Genomic DNA, 16,020 nt, shown 5'->3' on the forward strand with positions numbered 1-16,020 from the left:
GAAAGCTCCTGGAACTAGCCGGTTTCTTTAGAAAACGCGGATCTTAGAAAACGAGGCCGGCGACCGGGTCGACCCCGGCCATGATGTTGAGGTTCTGGACCCCGGCGCCGCCGGCGCCCTTGCCCAGATTGTCGAGCGTCGCGACCAGCCTTGCATGGCCGACCGCATCGTTGCCGCAGACCCGCAGCGTCAGCCGATCGGTCCCCGCATTCTCCTCGATATCGACCGTGCCGATATCGCCGGGGGCGACCGAGACGAGCTTCGAGCCATCGAACGCCGCGCGCAGCACGTCTTCGATCGCCGTGAGCGACGGGCGGCCGGGCAGGGCGTGCAGATGCAACGGTACCTCGACGACCATCCCGCGATAGGTGTTCGCCACGGCAGGTGCGAAGATAGGCGCATGGGTGAGGCCCGCATGCTGCGTCATCTCGGCGATATGCTTGTGCGCGAGGCCTAGCGCGTAGGCGCGGAACGCCGTCGCGGGCTCGCCATTCTCGAACGCGGCGATCATGGCCTTGCCGCCACCCGAATAGCCCGAGGTCGCGTTGACGCTGAGTGGGAGGTCGGCGGGGATAAGCCCGGCGCCGACCAATGGCGCGACGAGCGCGAGGAAGCCGGTCGGATAGCAACCAGGGTTCGACACGCGCATCGCGGTCGCCACCTTCTTCGCCTGCCCCGGCAATTCGGGGAAGCCGTAAGTCCAGCCAGCGGCTACGCGGTGTGCGCTCGATGCATCGATGACTCGGGTGCGGTCATTGTCGATCAACGTGACGGCTTCGCGCGACGCGTCGTCGGGCAGGCAGAGGATGACGAAATCGGCGTCGTTCAGTGCCTCCCGCCGCGCCGCAGGATCCTTGCGCCGATCTTCCGACAACAACGCCAGCGTGATGTCGGTCCGACCCGAAAGTCGTTCGCGGATTTCGAGACCGGTGGTGCCGACCGCGCCGTCGATGAAGACCGTGGTCATGCAGCGTCAGTCGTCGAAAGGTCGAGTGCCGCCGCCTTGACATAGCCGACCAGCCCGCTCGGACGCGCAACGCCCCATGCGGAAACGCCGGCAATCTCCAGCACTTCGAAACTGTCGCCAGGCTTGAGGTCGACCATCGTATCGCTCGCTTCGTCTCGTCCGCTGCGCAACAAAGCTGTGCGCGCGACGGGACGTATCATCGGCACCGCATAGTGTGGAGCGAATACGTATTCGGCGAGGCGAATATCGGCGATATCGCGGCGAACGGCGTGTGTGCGCGGGTCGAGCTCGACCGAACGGCCCGTCAGCGCGAAGCTGGTCCGGGCCTTGTCGTCGAACGGCTCAAGCGTGAGCGGCGTGACCGTTGGAGCCGGCTGGGGCGGGGCCGTCGCCGATGAATTGCCCGAACTCTTCAAGAAAATCTGCCCCTTCGGTGGTGCGCGCGACGAAGATGTTGCGCTTGTCGCTGTCGTCGCGTTGCCGGCGCAGATAGCCGAGGGCACCCAATCTGTTCAAGGCGCGCGTGACGACCGGCTTCGATACGTTCAGCGCACGGGCAAGGCCGCGCACCGTGTGCGGCCCCGGTTTGAGGTAGACGAGCAGTAGCAATGCCATCTGACGATTGGTCAGATCGGGTTCACCCGAGCGGACATAATCCACCAGAGCGGTCATCCAGGTCGATAAGGTATTGGCTGCCATTGATGCCACAGCGTTGATCCGCCATCTGAATTTATATGCACGATACCCAGTCATGAGCGTCATTACGGGGTCACAACGCCCCCCGGACGTCATGTTTCCGTCGTTTTGCGATTGGCTTGCGATATGCGGAGCCCGTGTTGCGGTTGATCGAAACCTCGGTGTCGCCTATGTGCGCGCCTTCGCAAAAGTTCCGGGGTTTTCCGCGCAATGTTCGCCTTTCTGCTCGTCATCCACGCGATCATCGCGGCCGCCCTCGTCACGGTGATCCTCATGCAGCGGTCGGAAGGCGGCGGTCTTGGCATGGGCGGTAGCCCGTCCGGCCTGATGTCGGCCCGCGGCGCGGCCGATTTCCTGACCCGCGCGACCGGCGTCCTGGCGACGATGTTCGTGCTGTTCTCGATCCTGCTCGCGGTCCTCGCGGCGAATCACCGCACCACCACCATCGACACGTCGCTCGCGCGTACTCCGGCGGCGGCAACCGCCGTTCCGACCGCGCAGCCAAAGGGCGACGCTGCACCGTTCGCCGGTGGCGCAGAAAACGCCGGGGTCCCCGCCGGCACGACCACGCCGGCCGATAACGGCGCGGTCCCGCTAGCCAACTAAACACTCCATTCGCCGACAAATGACCCTGCGTGAACCGCGGGGCTCTTGTCGTTCGTCCCCAACACACGCTACGAGACTCTTCCCATGGCTCGGTACATTTTCATCACCGGGGGCGTGGTTTCGTCGCTCGGTAAAGGTCTCATGGCGGCATCGCTTGCCGCTCTCCTCCAGGCACGCGGATATACCGTCAGGATTCGGAAGTTCGATCCGTATCTTAACGTCGATCCGGGCACGATGTCGCCGTATCAGCACGGCGAGGTCTACGTCACCGACGACGGCGCCGAGACCGATCTCGACCTCGGCCATTACGAGCGCTTCACCGGCGTTCCCTCGCGCCAGTCGGACAACGTGACGAGCGGCCGCATCTATCAGCAGATCATCACCCGCGAGCGTCGCGGCGATTATCTCGGCGCCACCGTGCAGGTCATCCCGCACGTCACCGACGCGATCAAGGCGTTCGCCCGCGCCGAGACCGACGGCATCGATTTCATCCTCTGCGAGATCGGCGGCACCGTCGGCGATATCGAATCGCTCCCGTTCATCGAAGCGATTCGCCAGCTCAAGAACGAGGAAGGTCGCGGCAACGCGATCAGCATCCACGTGACGCTGGTGCCGTACATCGCCGCCGCGGGCGAACTGAAGACCAAGCCGACCCAGCATTCGGTCCGCGAACTTGCCGCCTTGGGCGTGCAGCCTGACGTCCTCGTCTGCCGCTGCGAACACCCGCTGCCGCCGTCGGAGCGCGCCAAGATCGCGTTGTTCTGCAACGTGCCGGCCAGCGCGGTCATCCCCGCGCTCGACGCGAAGAGCATCTACGCGGTGCCGCTTCAGTATCACGGCGAAGGCCTCGACATTGAAGTGCTCCGCGCGTTCGGGATCGAACCCGCCGAGGCGCCCGACCTGTCGCGCTGGACCGAGATCATGGACCGACTGACCAACCCGCAGGGCGAAGTCACGATCGGCGTGGTCGGCAAATATGTCGGCCTCCAGGACGCGTACAAGTCGCTCAACGAGGCGCTGGTCCACGGCGGCATCGCGAATCGCGTGAAGGTCAACGTCCGCTGGATCGACGCCGAGCTGTTCGAGAATGCCGAAAGCGACATCGCCGGACAATTGGAACCATGCGATGCGATCCTTGTCCCCGGCGCGTTCGGCGAACGTGGTGCGGAGGGCAAGATCGCGTCGGTCAAGTTCGCGCGCGAGCGGAAGATCCCGTATTTCGGCATTTGCTTCGGCATGCAGATGGCCTGCGTCGAGGGTGCGCGTGATCTCGGCGGCATCCCCAATGCGTCGTCAACCGAGTTCGGCCCGACCGACGAGCCGGTGGTCGGCATGATCACCGAGTGGATGGGCCGCGAAGGCCTCGAAACGCGTGCGGCCGAGGGCGACATGGGCGGCACGATGCGGCTCGGCGCGTATGACGCGAAGCTCACCGGCAACAGCGTGGTGGCCTCGATCTATGGGGGCACCGAAATCTCGGAGCGCCATCGTCACCGTTACGAGGTCAACACCGGGTATAAGGAAGCGCTCGAGCAGGGCGGCCTCGTCTTCTCCGGCATGTCCCCAGACGGCACGCTGCCCGAGATCGTCGAACGTCCGGATCATCCCTGGTTCGTCGGCGTCCAGTTCCACCCGGAACTCAAGTCCAAGCCCTTCGACCCGCATCCGCTGTTCGCCAGCTTCATCGAAGCCGCGGTGAAACAGAGCCGCCTGGTCTGACCTTCGATCCTCCCCCGCCAGGGGGAGGTGGCACCGAAGGTGACGGAGGGGGAGGATACGGAACAGCCGTTACCCTTACCTCCCCCTCCGTCTGGCAAGGGCCAGACACCTCCCCCTGGCGGGGCAGGATCGCAGCCAGTGTTAAGCAAGCCCCGCCTTGTTTCCCTCCGTCATGCCGGGCTCGTTCCGGCACCCAGGGCTCCGCACAGTCGAGAGTCGTGAGTTCGCGGAACCGTGGCCCCCGGAACCAGTCCGGGGTGACAGACTTCACTTAGCTTCGTCTCTTTTTAAGCCTGGCACGAGCGCCGCGAAGCCGCGCTTTCCGCCCCCAAAGACAAGCTCGCATTGAATATCCCCCAAATCGGTAGACTTTGTCCGCCGAGGTTCAGGGGAAAAAATTCATGTCGCTTACGCTCGCGCTGTTGCTCGCCGGTCAGGCCGCTACCGTCACGCCGCCATCGGTCACCCCCCAGACGCCCGCCGCGGATCAGGCGCCCGAGCCGGCCAATGGCCGTCTCGGCAATCAGCAACAGGGTGGCGGCGATATCGTCGTCACCGCACGCCGTCGCGCAGAGACCATCCAGACCGTTCCGATCGCGATGTCGGTGATCGGCGGCACCGCGCTGGCGGAGACCGGCGCGTACAATGTCAGCCGCCTCACACAACTCCAGCCGACGCTGCAATTCTACTCCACCAACCCACGCAATTCCGCCGCCAACATTCGCGGCCTCGGCGCGCCGTTCGGCCTGACCAACGACGGGATCGAGCAGGGCGTCGGCATCTATGTCGACCAGGTCTATTACAGCCGGATCGCCTCGGCGACGTTCGACTTCACCGATACCGAGCGGATCGAAGTCCTCCGCGGGCCCCAGGGCACGCTCTACGGCAAGAATACTACCGCCGGCGCGATCAACATCACGACGCGCAAGCCCAGCTTCACGCCCGAGGCGCGGATCGAACTCACCACGGGCAACCACCAGTTCATCCAGGCCAAGGCCTCGGTGTCGGGGCCGCTGATCCCCGACACGCTCGCGATCCGGCTGTCGGCATCTGTGACCGAACGTGACGGCACGATCCACAACGTCGTGACCGGCAAAGATCTGAATGCGCAGGACAATAAGAGCATCCGCGGGCAGCTCTACTGGAAGCCGACCGACAATCTCGATCTCGCTCTGTCGGGCGATTATGGCCAGCAGAACCCGAATTGCTGCGTGCAATATTACGCGCGCACCGGCGCGACCCAGCGGCCGCTCAACCGGCAATATGCTGCACTCGCCGCCGCGCAGGGTTATGTCGTGCCGTCCACCAACGCGTTCGACCGGGTGACCGACGTCGATACGCCGCTCCGCGCGAGGCAGGAATTGGGCGGCGTATCGCTGCTCGGCAATCTGGACCTCGGCGCGTCGACGATCACCTCGGTCAGCGCGTGGCGGTTCTGGAACTGGGATCCGTCGAACGATCGCGACTTCATCGGCCTGCCGATCACCACCGTCTCCGCCAATCCGTCACAGCAGGCGCAGTATAGCCAGGAACTGCGGATCGCCTCGAACGGCAAGCACACGCTCGATTACGTGCTCGGTGCGTTCTATTTCTACCAGACGATCGATACCCAAGGGCTTCAGGTGCAGGGTCCGGCGGCGAGTGCGTTCCTGCTCAATCCGACCAGCGCGGGCGGGCGCAATCCGGCGACGTTAAACGGCCTGACCGCACGCAACACGATCGGCTTCAAAAACACCAGCGCGGCGCTGTTCGGCAAGCTGACCTGGAACGTCAGCGACCGGTTCCAGATCGCGCCGGGCCTGCGTTTGAACTACGACAAGAAGAAGGGCGACTATGTCTCGGTCGTCACCAACGGCACGGGCACGGCGCTGACCGCGGACCAGCGCGGCGTGCTCGCGCCGCAGAGCTATCAGCCCGATTTCGACAACTGGAACCTGTCGGGGGATATCACGGCGGCCTACACCGTAACGTCAGACATCCACGCCTATGCGACCTACGCACGCAGCTACAAATCGGGCGGGATCAACCTGTCCGGCCTGCCGCTCGACGCCAGCAACAACCCGATCCTGTCCGCCGCGACGGTAAAGCCCGAAAAAGTGAACCATTTCGAGCTTGGCCTGAAAACCCAGTTCCTGGATCGCCGGCTGACGCTGAACCTCGCCGGCTTCTGGACCGAAATCAGCGATTACCAGGCAACCGTCACCAACGGCCAGCTCGGCGTGCTGCGCGGCTATCTCGCCAATGCCGGCAAGGTCCGCACCCGCGGTCTCGAATTCGACTCGGCGTTCCGCCCCACCGACCGGTTCAGTGTCTACGCGAACGGCGCCTACACCGACGCGAAATACGTGAAGTTCGTCGATGCGCCATGCCCGCCCGAACTTTCCGGCGGCACCACCGCGACCGCCAGCCAGACGCCGAGCGCACCCGGCACCGCCGGCGGGATCAGCCCGCAGAATTGCGACATCTCCGGCCAGCGCCTGCCCGGCGTGTCGAAATGGGCGTTCTCGTACGGGGCGGAATATGACCTGCCGGCAACGCTTGGCGGCCTCGATGGCCAGGTCTATCTCGGTTATGACCGCAGCTACCGGTCGACCTTCTCGTCCAACCCGTCGCGCTCGGCCTATACCGACATTAACGGCTACGCGCTCAGCAACTTCCGCCTCGGGTTCAAAGCGAAGGACAGCTGGAACGTCTTCGGCTGGCTCCGCAACGCGTTCGACGAGAACTATTACGAAGTGCTCGCGCTCCAGTCGGGCAGCACCGGCCTGATCGTCGGCCAGCCCGGTGATCCGCGCACCTATGGCCTGACCGTCTCGCGGTCGTTCTGATCGTCACGCCCTGATCGTCACACCTTATCGTCGCCCCCCGATCGTCGCCCCCTGATCGTCGCCCCCTGATCGTCACGGCGCGTTCAGGTTTGACGTTTTATAGAGCGGGATACGGCCCGGAGAGGCATCGCAGTCGGAAGCTCCCGATGTCTCTCCGGTTCGGCGCAATCGACATGCTTACGCTGTCTCGACGTGCGTCCGATGCCATCCCCTTGCACGCAGCCCCTTCGAAGCGCAGTCTGTTGATCTAAAGCAATAGGCGCAGGCCCATCGGGCCGGGTTAACAAGGGTGGCGGCATGTTCTTCGTACGACAGGGGCCATTGTGGTTTCGTCTGACCACGGGCGCCTTGGTCGCCTGGGCGCTCATCGGCTGCTTCATGTTCCTGCAACAGGTGCGGCTCGGCGCCGATGCCGTGGGGAGGGCGAGTGCCTATGACCGGGCACTCTATGCGGCCCTGCCCAACTGGTACGTTCCGCTGTTCGCCGTCGCGGTGCTGGCCGGACTGATCGGCGCCGTGCTGCTGTTCATGCGCCGTGCCAGCGCCCGCCCGTTCCTGATCGCATCGCTGGGTGCCACGATCGTACAGTTCGGCTGGCTGTTCGCATCGACCGATATCGTCGCGCGCAAGGGCGCCGGCGAAACGCTCGGATTGCCCCTGGTCGTCGTCGGGATCGCGGCGTTCACGCTCTGGCTCGTCGGCCATGCCCGGCAGAAGGGATGGGCGGTTTGATCGCCCCCGGGCCAATGATCCGAAGGCTGGGCGAGCCCCGACGCGCGCGCTACTAGCATCGCCATGTCCACGACTTACACCCTCGACACCGCGACGAGTCGCGCAAACCCCACGCCAGCCCCGCTGAAGCGGCTGACGATCCCCGCGATCCGCCGCCAAAAGGGCAAGACGCCGCTCGTCATGCTCACCGCCTACACGGTTCGTACGGCGCAACTGCTCGATCCGCACTGCGACATGCTGCTCGTCGGCGACAGCCTGGGGCAGGTGATCTACGGCCTGCCGTCGACCGTGCCCGTCACGCTGGAAATGATGGCCGCCCACGGCGCGGCGGTGGTGCGGGGCAGCTATCACGCGGTCGTCGTCATCGACATGCCGTTCGGCAGCTATGAGGCGTCGCCCGAAAAGGCGTTCGAGAGCGCGGCGTTCTTGCTCAAGCAGACCGGCGCGGCGGCGGTGAAGCTCGAGGGCGGCACCGCGATGGCGCCGACCGTCAAGTTTCTGACCGAGCGGGGTATCCCGGTGATGGGTCATGTCGGCCTCACGCCGCAGGCGGTGAACGTGCTCGGGGGCTATGGCGCCCGCGGTCGCACGCCCGAGGAAGCCGCCAAGATCGTCGCCGACGCGCAGCACATCGCCGAGGCAGGCGCCTTCGCACTCGTGATCGAGGGCGTGGTCGAGCCGATCGCGATCGAGATCACCAACACCATCGCGTGCCCGACGATCGGCATCGGTGCCTCGGCGCAGTGCGACGGCCAGGTGCTGGTAACCGAAGACATGCTCGGCATGTTCGAGCGTACCGCGAAGTTCGTGAAGCGGTTCGCCGACATCGCCGACACCATTTCGTCCGCGACGCAGACCTATGCGGACGATGTCCGATCGCGCACATTCCCGGGGCCCGAGCAGGTCTACGTGCCCAAGGATTGATCCGCTTCCGTTTCGGTCCCGGCGCGGCTAAGGTCCGCGCCGTCCATCCCCCCAACATTCCGGAGTTGTCCTTGGCCCTCCCGCCGAAAACCGATGAAGCATTCCTGCGCGAGGTCGACGAAGAACTCCGTCGCGACAAACTCGCCGGGTTCTGGACGAACTGGGGTATCTGGGTCGCGATCGGCGTCGTCGCCGCGCTCGCCGCACTGGCCGGCTTCCTTTACTGGCAGCATCACAATGGCGAGGCTGCCGGCGTCGAGGGTGAGCAGCTTCAGGCCGCCTACGACTCGCTCGGCGCCAACAACGCCGCAGCTGCGGCCAAGCCGCTTGCCGAACTCGCCAAGTCGAACCGCGACGGCTACCGCGCTCTCGCGCTGTTCACGCAGGCCGACGTCCTGCTCCAGAAGGACGACCTGAAGGGCGCCGCCGCCAAGCTCGGTGCGATCGCCGCGGACACGTCGCTGGCCAAGCCGTTCCGCGATCTCGCACTCGTTCGCCAGACCTCGGCCGAGTTCGACACGCTGAAGCCGCAGGTCATCGTCGAGCGACTTCGTCCGCTCGCTGTCCCCGGTGGGCCGTGGCTCGGCAGCGCGGGCGAGATGGTCGCGATCTCCTATCTCCGCATGAACCAGCGCCAGCAGGCGGGGACGTTGTTCGGCCAGATCGCGCGCGATACCGGCGTGCCGGAGACGATCCGTCAACGCGCGGTTCAGATGGCCGGCGTACTGGGTGTGGACGCTGTTGCCAGCACGGGCGCTACTGCCAGGGTGATCACTCCGGCTGCATCAAACGAGGATACCAAGGCGCAATGATGAAGACATATCGGGTGACGGTCGCCGTCGCCGCGCTCGTGGCGCTCAGCGGTTGCGGAATCTTCAAGGGTGGCGTGAAGAAGACGCCGACTGTCGGCGACCGCGTCTCCATTCTGGTCTCCGAGAACGAGGTCGAGACCGACAAGACGATCGCCGACGTCCAGGTCCTGCTGCCCGCGCCCGCCGTCAACGACGCCTGGACTCAGCCCGGCGGCAACCCGGCGAAGTCGCTGGGCCAGCTCGCGCTCGGCGATCAGCCCCAGCGGGCGTGGCAGGCCTCGATCGACGGCGGCTCGAACCGCCAGCGCCTCGGCGCGGCACCGGTCGTTGCCGACAACAAGCTGTTCGTGACCGATGTCACCGCGACGGTGCACGCGTTTGCCGCCGATACCGGTGCTGCGCTGTGGAGCGCAGGGGTCACCGAAGGCAAGCTCAACCGCGCGGCCCGCTTCGGCGGCGGGGTCAGCTATGACGACGGCAAGCTCTATGCCACCGATGGCGTCGGTGACGTCGTCGCGATGAATGCGGCCGACGGCGCGATCCTGTGGCGGGCCAAGCCCGGTGCACCGCTGCGTGGATCGCCGACCGTAGCGAACGGCGCGGTGTACGTCCTGACGCAGGACAACCAGGTGTTCTCGCTCAACCAGGCCGACGGCAAGGTCCAGTGGGTCCAGTCGGGCACGCTCGAAACGCAGGGCGTGTTCGGCGTCGCGGCCCCCGCGGTCAGCCAGGGCACCGTGGTCGCCGGCTTCTCGAGCGGCGAACTCAGCGCCTATCGCTACGAGAATGGCCGTATCCTGTGGCAGGACGCGCTGTCGCGCACCTCGGTTACCACCTCGGTGTCGAGCCTGTCGGACATCGATGCCGCACCAGTGATCGACGGCGGCCGCGTCTATGCGGTCGGGCAGGGGGGGCGCATGGTCGCGCTCGAGCTGTCGACCGGTCAGCGCCTGTGGGAGCAGAACTTCGCGGGTATCTCGACGCCGTGGATCGCGGGCGAATGGCTGTTCGTGGTCACCGACGACGCCCGCCTCGTCTGCCTGTCGCGCTCGAACGGCAAGGCCCGCTGGATCGCCCAGCTTCCGCGCTTCCAGAACGAGAAGAAGCGCAGCAATGCGATCACCTGGTTCGGTCCGATCCTGGCCGGCAACCGCCTGGTCCTCACCAACTCGCGCGGCGAGATCAATTTCGTCTCGCCTACCGATGGCACGGTAAGTTCGACGATCGAGACGAAGACGCCGTTCTCGCTGCCGCCGATCGTGGCGAACTCGACGCTCTACACGCTCGACCAGAAGGGCAAAGTCACCGCCTACAGGTGATCTGAACGAGGGTGCACGAAATCCTCCCCCGCTAGGGGGAGGTGGCTGGCCCTTGCCAGACGAAGGGGGAGGAAAGGGGTAACCGGTGTTCCGTAACCTCCCCCTCCGTCACCTTCGGCGACACCTCCCCCTTGCGGGGGAGGATCGTAGGATTCTAATGTCGATCCAGCGTAGGTGACGCCAGCGCGTTCCCGCGCTAAGGGCCTGCCATGTCCAAACTCCCTGTGGTCGCGATCGTCGGCCGCCCAAATGTCGGCAAGTCGACTCTGTTCAACCGCCTCGTCGGCAAGAAGCTCGCGCTGGTCGACGACCGGCCCGGCGTTACGCGTGATCGCCGCGAAGGCGACGCGTCGCTGATCGGTCTCGAATTCCGCATCATCGACACCGCTGGTTACGAAGACCACGACGCGCAGACGCTGCCCGGCCGGATGCGACAGCAGACCGAGGCGGCCGTCGCGCAGGCCGACGTCGCGCTGTTCCTGTTCGACGCACGCGCCGGCATCGTGCCGCTCGACGAGGAGATCGCCCGCTGGCTCCGCACCGCCGACGTCCCCGTCCTCCTCGTCGCCAACAAGGCCGAGGGTCGCGCGGGCGAAGACGGCATCCTCGAATCGCTCGCGCTCGGCTTCGGCGACCCGGTCCAGCTCTCGGCCGAGCACGGCGAAGGCATGGGCGACCTGTTCGAAGGCCTGCTCCCGCTGCTCGAAGGCAAGGAAGAGCCCCCCGAGGAACAGCCCGACAACGAATATGAGGGCCCGTTGAAGCTCGCGATCGTCGGCCGTCCGAACGCGGGCAAGTCGACGCTCGTCAACCGCATTCTCGGCGAAGACCGCATGATCACCGGCCCCGAAGCCGGCATCACCCGCGATTCGATCAGCGTCGACTATGACTGGCATCCGACCGGTGGCGAAGCGCGCAAAGTCCGCCTGATCGACACCGCCGGTATGCGCAAGCGCGCCAAGGTGCAGGACAAGCTCGAGAAGATGTCGGTCGAGGACGCGCTCCACGCAGTCGACTTCGCCGAGGTCGTCGTGCTGCTGCTCGACGCCACGCTGGGCCTCGAGGCGCAGGATCTCCGGATCGCCGACAAGGTGCTGCAGGAGGGCCGCGCGCTCGTCATCGCGCTCAACAAATGGGATATCGCCGAGAGCGCCTCGTCGCTGTTCAACGGCGTCAAGCGCGCGCTCGAAGACGGCCTGAGCCAGGTCAAGGGCGTCACCGTGATGACCGTGTCCGGCGCGACCGGCAAGGGCATCGACCAGTTGCTCCAGGCCTGTTTCGACACCCGCGACGCCTGGTCTAAGCGGGTCGGCACCGGCGAGCTCAACCGCTGGTTCGAGCGCGCGATCGAGGCGACACCGCCGCCGGCCCCAGGCGGCAAGCGGATCAAGATGCGCTACGTCACGCAGGTCAAGACTCGCCCGCCCAGCTTCGTCATCTTCGGCACGCGCGTCGATCAGCTGCCAGCGAGCTACGAACGCTATCTGGTCAATTCGATGCGCAAGGACCTCGGGTTCGGCGCGGTACCGGTCCGGCTGATGTTCCGCGCGCCGAAGAACCCGTACGACGACAATGGCAGGGGCGGCGGCGGCAATTAAGCGGCGGCGTCCGGGATGGTTCGCATCGACGCCCGGGGTATGCGTTGCCCTTGGCCGGCGGTGCGGCTCGCCCGCGCGCTGCGTGACGGCGCGCGGCGGGTCGAGGTTTTAGCGGACGATCCGCAGGCGCCGACTGAAATCGCCGCGGTCGCCGAGGCAGCCGACGCGACGCTAGAGATCATTTTGGATGAATTTTACCGGACCTTTGTCGTAACTTGTCGGTAGTATGACAACAGTGTGTTTACCTGAAACGGGTAAGATGCTGTTCAAATCTTCATGGCGCTATTGCTCAACAGGAGAAGGCGACTTGTCGTTCGAAGGAAGCACCTTGATCAACTGGCCGGCATATTCGCAGGCGCGCAGTGAGCTGGGTGCGGGATTCGTCCGTATCCTGGGCTATTTCCGCGAGGACGGCGTGAAGTCGGTCGCCGCGATCGAGGCGGCGATGCGGTCGCTCAATGCGGCGGCGATGGTGATCCCGGCGCATACGCTGAAGGGCGAAGCGCGGCAGTTCGGGGCGGAACCGCTGGCAGACCTTGCCGAGGCGATCGAAGTGATCGCGCGCAACTGCTTGGAGATGCAGGATACACCCGAAGAAGCGCTCGAGCACATCGTCCAGTTGCGACCGCTGTTCGTCGAGACGCTGACGTTGCTGGAGCGCGAAGCCAATCCGATCGTGGCCCGCAAGCCCGCCGCCGGCGGCTTCGGGCGTCGCTCCGTCCCGACCGGGTTCGGCGAAGAGTAACACGCCGCCGAGTGCTACTGCTCGGCGCCTACTATTGATCCCGTCCGTCATCCCAGCGAAAGCTGGGATCCAGAGCCACAAATGTCGTCTCACGTGGCTCTGGATCCTGACTTTCGTCAGGATGACGGGGAAGACTCACCCCTTGAGATACGGCGCAGCGCCGGCCTTGGGCGAATCATGCTCGGAGATCGAGTTGAGCTGGATGTAGTTGTGGATCCCCATCCGCGCGATCATCTCGAACTGACGCTCGATCGTGTCGACATGCTCTTCCTCGCTGGCGAGGATACGCGCGAACAGGTCGCGGCTGATATAATCCTTGACCTCCTCGCAGTACGAGATCGCACCCTTGAGCTGGACGGTCGCCTCGACTTCGAGCGCCAGATCCGACTTCAGGACCTCTTCGACGGTCTCGCCGATGCGGAGGCGGCCGAGCAGCTGGAAGTTCGGCAGGCCATCGAGGAACAGGATGCGCTCCGACAGCCAGTCGGCGTGCTTCATCTCGTCGATCGATTCCATCCGCTCATACTGGGCGAGCTTGTAGACGCCCCAATGCTCGAGCATCCGGTAATGGAGCCAATATTGATTGACCGCGGTCAGCTCGTTCTTGAGCGCCTCGTTCAGAAATTCGATTACTTGGGGGTCGCCGCGCATGGCCATATCTCCGTCACCTCTGACGAACATGTAGCGCCGGCAATATCGCAACCGCAACCCGAAAAATGGCGGATTTCTGCGGTTTCTTAGCTGTTGCGACGCTTATGCAGCAGCGCGTTCCTCATTGATAATCGCTCGCGCTACCGATGTGCACTGACCGCATTTCGGCTGGCGGCCCATCGAACGGAACGCCTGACAGGGTGTGGTGCAACCGCCGCGTGCGCAGTTGCGAACGTCGGATTCTCGTATGGCATTGCAAACGCAGACGACCATGGGAACTCCCTAGCTGTGAGCCGGGGATACGGATAATGCGAACCACTCGCAAGATCTTTTGCGTCTTATTCGCAAATAGCGTTATCGGCTAGTCGTAAACGCGGAACCGCGCATCGGTTGCCATTCGAACCGGGACAGGCTGCGCCAGACCCATTCGAGCGGACCGTAGCGTAGGCGATCTAGCCACGGCTTCGACCAGAGGAGCATCAGGAGCCAGATCGGCACGACCACCAGATAGAGCTGCGCACGCGACAATGCGCCGTACAGTCCGAACCCGTAGCCGTAGAACAGCGTCGTGCAGATCACGGTCGTCCCGAGATAGTTGGAGAACGCCATCCTGCCTGCTGCCGACACGCGGGTCGTCAGCCAGCCGCCGGGGCGAGCGAGCAGGATGATCGCCGCGGCATAGCCCATGATCGTGAGGGGGCGGAACGGCGTGGCCAGGGCCAGCCAAGACAGTGCGACATACCGCGCGTCGAATCCGTGGGCGATGTCGAACGTCGCTATGCCCGCATAGGCGAGCCAGCCGCTTCCGACTCCGGCGACCGCGATCACGGCATAATGCCGCCGGGGCCATTCGCCGGTCAGGAAGCCCGATCGCAGGCCCGCCATGCCGAACAGCATGAACCCGAGCGTCTCCGGGCCGGTGGCGGTCAGGGATGTGATCGGCCCGACCGCGTGCGTCCAACGCCACGCGACCAGATCACGCCATCCGCCGCTCCCTATGGCAAGCTCTCGCGCGATGGAGGTACGGGAGGGTTGCCCGAACTGATCCGCCAGCGACTGCCAGTTCGCTATCGCGCGCGCAGTCGCACCGGGCCTGTGCGCGGAGGCCTGCAGGTCGAATGTGTACGCGCTGAGCGTCGCGAGTTCGACCGTCTGGAGGGCGATGCAGGCCAGCCCGACGGCGACCAGCCAACGGACAGGCAGCCGTGCGAACATGTACGCGATCGCGCCGACCAAGGCATAATGCGCCAGGATGTCGCCCCACCACAGCAGGTACAGGTGCGCGAGGCCGAACACGAACAGCCATGCCATTCGGCGCAGGTGGACGGTCGCCGGATCCTCGCTATTCGCCTCCGCGCGGTCGATCACCAGCAGCATCGACGCGCCGAACAGGAACGAGAACAGCCCGCGCATCTTGCCGTCGATGACGATGAAGGTCGTGGTCCAGGCGATCAGGTCCGGCGTGCTCGGCCAGCCCATCGAGGCCGGGGTCATGTAGGCGAATTCGGGGAAGCCGAACGCGGCGATGTTGGCGGCGAGGATGCCCATGACGGCGACGCCGCGGATGAGGTCGAGCGTTGCGATTCTGGCGGGGGCGGGGGTCATGCGGGAAAAGTGAAGTATCGGAGGTGCAGATGCTCGCACAGCATTTCTGGGGGTGTTTCGCAGGGGCGAGTTGGCGGCTGGGATGCGGCGTGGTGGCGCTTTGATGTGGCGGGGGCGCGGCGGATCAAGCGGGAAGTGTCACCCTCTTTTGACGCTTTGCGGGTGCATGGGATTCGCAGACGCGCGAGGTTCGTGCGGGAGGGGAGGACTGCTTCGATCATCAGTCCAACGCTGGCACATTGGGGTGACGTAGGACAGCCCGAGCGACGGGCCGACGCGACGCGCCACTGTACCAGGGCTGCCGTGACAGAATAACTCCTGGCGACACCTGCACAGCGGCAAATGTTCGTCGCCGGCCAACTCGTACTCGTACTCGTATTCGTATTCGGCACTCTGACCCAGCTCTGGCCCGCACCAACCGTCACCCCAGGGAAAGCTGGGGGATCCCCGTTGGCGCGTGCTGCGACCCGAATAGGGAGATCCCAGCTTTCGCTGGGATGACGGGGGGGGGAATGGGTGACGGAGCTCGGTGGTGAGCGACTTGAATTTGGTGACGAGCGACGGATGTCGAGTGAACGCGATCGCAACGGCATAGGGTAACGCGGACAGCGAACGGACCGGCGGCAACAATACTTACCGAGGTTCAGCGCGTCATCGACAGCGCGTCGGTGTTCGAACGGACGACATCGCTCGCCTTCTTGTTCTCCCGCGAAGGCGGGAGCCCAGACTGGGTCCCCGCCTTCGCGGGGACACATGCTATGGCTCTCGGTTACTTTCCTTAGCCCGAAACCAACCACCCCGGCGGAGGCCGGGGCCCA

At 65.0% G+C, this 16,020-nt stretch carries 16 protein-coding genes; 10 read left to right on the forward strand and 6 right to left on the reverse strand.

Annotated elements, in window-relative coordinates:
- Positions 1–43: 43 nt before the first annotated feature.
- From argC to U1737_RS14415, 3 genes are read right to left on the reverse strand one after another with little or no spacing between them, the layout of a single operon-like run.
- Entirely contained in the window at positions 44–967 is a 924-nt protein-coding gene (gene argC, locus U1737_RS14405) for an N-acetyl-gamma-glutamyl-phosphate reductase (protein ID WP_332797244.1), read from the reverse strand.
- A complete protein-coding gene (locus U1737_RS14410; RefSeq protein ID WP_332797245.1) occupies positions 964–1,383 on the reverse strand; it encodes an SH3 domain-containing protein in 420 nt (139 codons plus the stop codon). The genes argC and U1737_RS14410 overlap by 4 nt, the downstream gene beginning before the upstream one ends.
- Entirely contained in the window at positions 1,310–1,639 is a 330-nt protein-coding gene (locus tag U1737_RS14415) for a MarR family transcriptional regulator (protein ID WP_132897785.1), read from the reverse strand. The genes U1737_RS14410 and U1737_RS14415 overlap by 74 nt, the downstream gene beginning before the upstream one ends.
- Positions 1,640–1,873: 234 nt before the next feature.
- On the opposite strand from U1737_RS14415, the gene secG reads away from it, so the two are divergent.
- The 10 genes from secG (at position 1,874) to U1737_RS14465 (ending at position 12,946) form a co-directional block, all read left to right on the forward strand.
- Complete coding sequence (secG, locus tag U1737_RS14420) at positions 1,874–2,269, forward strand: preprotein translocase subunit SecG (protein WP_332746268.1); 396 nt, start codon at positions 1,874–1,876, stop codon at positions 2,267–2,269.
- A gap of 84 nt (positions 2,270–2,353) precedes the next feature.
- Positions 2,354–3,988, forward strand: coding sequence for a CTP synthase (gene pyrG, locus U1737_RS14425; RefSeq protein ID WP_332797246.1), 1,635 nt, complete (start codon positions 2,354–2,356; stop codon positions 3,986–3,988).
- A 401-nt stretch (positions 3,989–4,389) separates the two neighbouring features.
- A complete protein-coding gene (locus U1737_RS14430; RefSeq protein WP_332797247.1) occupies positions 4,390–6,816 on the forward strand; it encodes a TonB-dependent receptor in 2,427 nt (808 codons plus the stop codon).
- 297 nt (positions 6,817–7,113) lie between these two features.
- Complete coding sequence (locus tag U1737_RS14435; RefSeq protein WP_332797248.1) at positions 7,114–7,548, forward strand: hypothetical protein; 435 nt, start codon at positions 7,114–7,116, stop codon at positions 7,546–7,548.
- A gap of 63 nt (positions 7,549–7,611) precedes the next feature.
- A complete protein-coding gene (panB, locus tag U1737_RS14440; RefSeq protein ID WP_248523149.1) occupies positions 7,612–8,472 on the forward strand; it encodes a 3-methyl-2-oxobutanoate hydroxymethyltransferase in 861 nt (286 codons plus the stop codon).
- A gap of 71 nt (positions 8,473–8,543) precedes the next feature.
- Positions 8,544–9,284 (forward strand): tetratricopeptide repeat protein, encoded by a 741-nt coding sequence (locus tag U1737_RS14445; protein ID WP_187503217.1) that lies wholly within the window; start codon positions 8,544–8,546, stop codon positions 9,282–9,284.
- Complete coding sequence (locus U1737_RS14450) at positions 9,281–10,603, forward strand: outer membrane protein assembly factor BamB family protein (protein WP_332797249.1); 1,323 nt, start codon at positions 9,281–9,283, stop codon at positions 10,601–10,603. Before U1737_RS14445 ends, U1737_RS14450 begins: the two co-directional genes overlap by 4 nt.
- A 209-nt stretch (positions 10,604–10,812) precedes the next feature.
- The gene (der, locus tag U1737_RS14455) at positions 10,813–12,201 is read left to right on the forward strand and encodes a ribosome biogenesis GTPase Der (RefSeq protein ID WP_332797250.1); all 1,389 of its coding nucleotides are present in this window, start codon (positions 10,813–10,815) and stop codon (positions 12,199–12,201) included.
- A 15-nt stretch (positions 12,202–12,216) separates the two neighbouring features.
- A complete protein-coding gene (locus tag U1737_RS14460; RefSeq protein WP_248523157.1) occupies positions 12,217–12,426 on the forward strand; it encodes a sulfurtransferase TusA family protein in 210 nt (69 codons plus the stop codon).
- 82 nt (positions 12,427–12,508) lie between these two features.
- Positions 12,509–12,946, forward strand: a complete 438-nt coding sequence (locus U1737_RS14465; RefSeq protein WP_248523159.1) for an Hpt domain-containing protein — start codon at positions 12,509–12,511, stop codon at positions 12,944–12,946.
- Between the two features lie 135 nt (positions 12,947–13,081).
- Here U1737_RS14465 and bfr read toward each other — a convergent pair whose 3' ends face one another.
- The 3 genes from bfr to U1737_RS14480 form a co-directional block, all read right to left on the reverse strand.
- On the reverse strand, positions 13,082–13,597 hold the full coding sequence (bfr, locus tag U1737_RS14470) for a bacterioferritin (protein ID WP_128454522.1): 516 nt from the start codon (positions 13,595–13,597) through the stop codon (positions 13,082–13,084).
- 102 nt (positions 13,598–13,699) lie between these two features.
- Positions 13,700–13,870 (reverse strand): (2Fe-2S)-binding protein, encoded by a 171-nt coding sequence (locus U1737_RS14475; RefSeq protein WP_248523161.1) that lies wholly within the window; start codon positions 13,868–13,870, stop codon positions 13,700–13,702.
- 81 nt (positions 13,871–13,951) lie between these two features.
- Positions 13,952–15,202 carry a DUF418 domain-containing protein gene (locus tag U1737_RS14480; protein WP_332797251.1) on the reverse strand — a complete coding sequence of 417 codons (1,251 nt, stop codon included), beginning with the start codon at positions 15,200–15,202 and terminating at the stop codon, positions 13,952–13,954.
- Positions 15,203–16,020: the final 818 nt, after the last annotated feature.

This window comes from Sphingomonas fucosidasi (assembly GCF_036663855.1).
Classification (GTDB): domain Bacteria; phylum Pseudomonadota; class Alphaproteobacteria; order Sphingomonadales; family Sphingomonadaceae; genus Sphingomonas; species Sphingomonas faeni_B.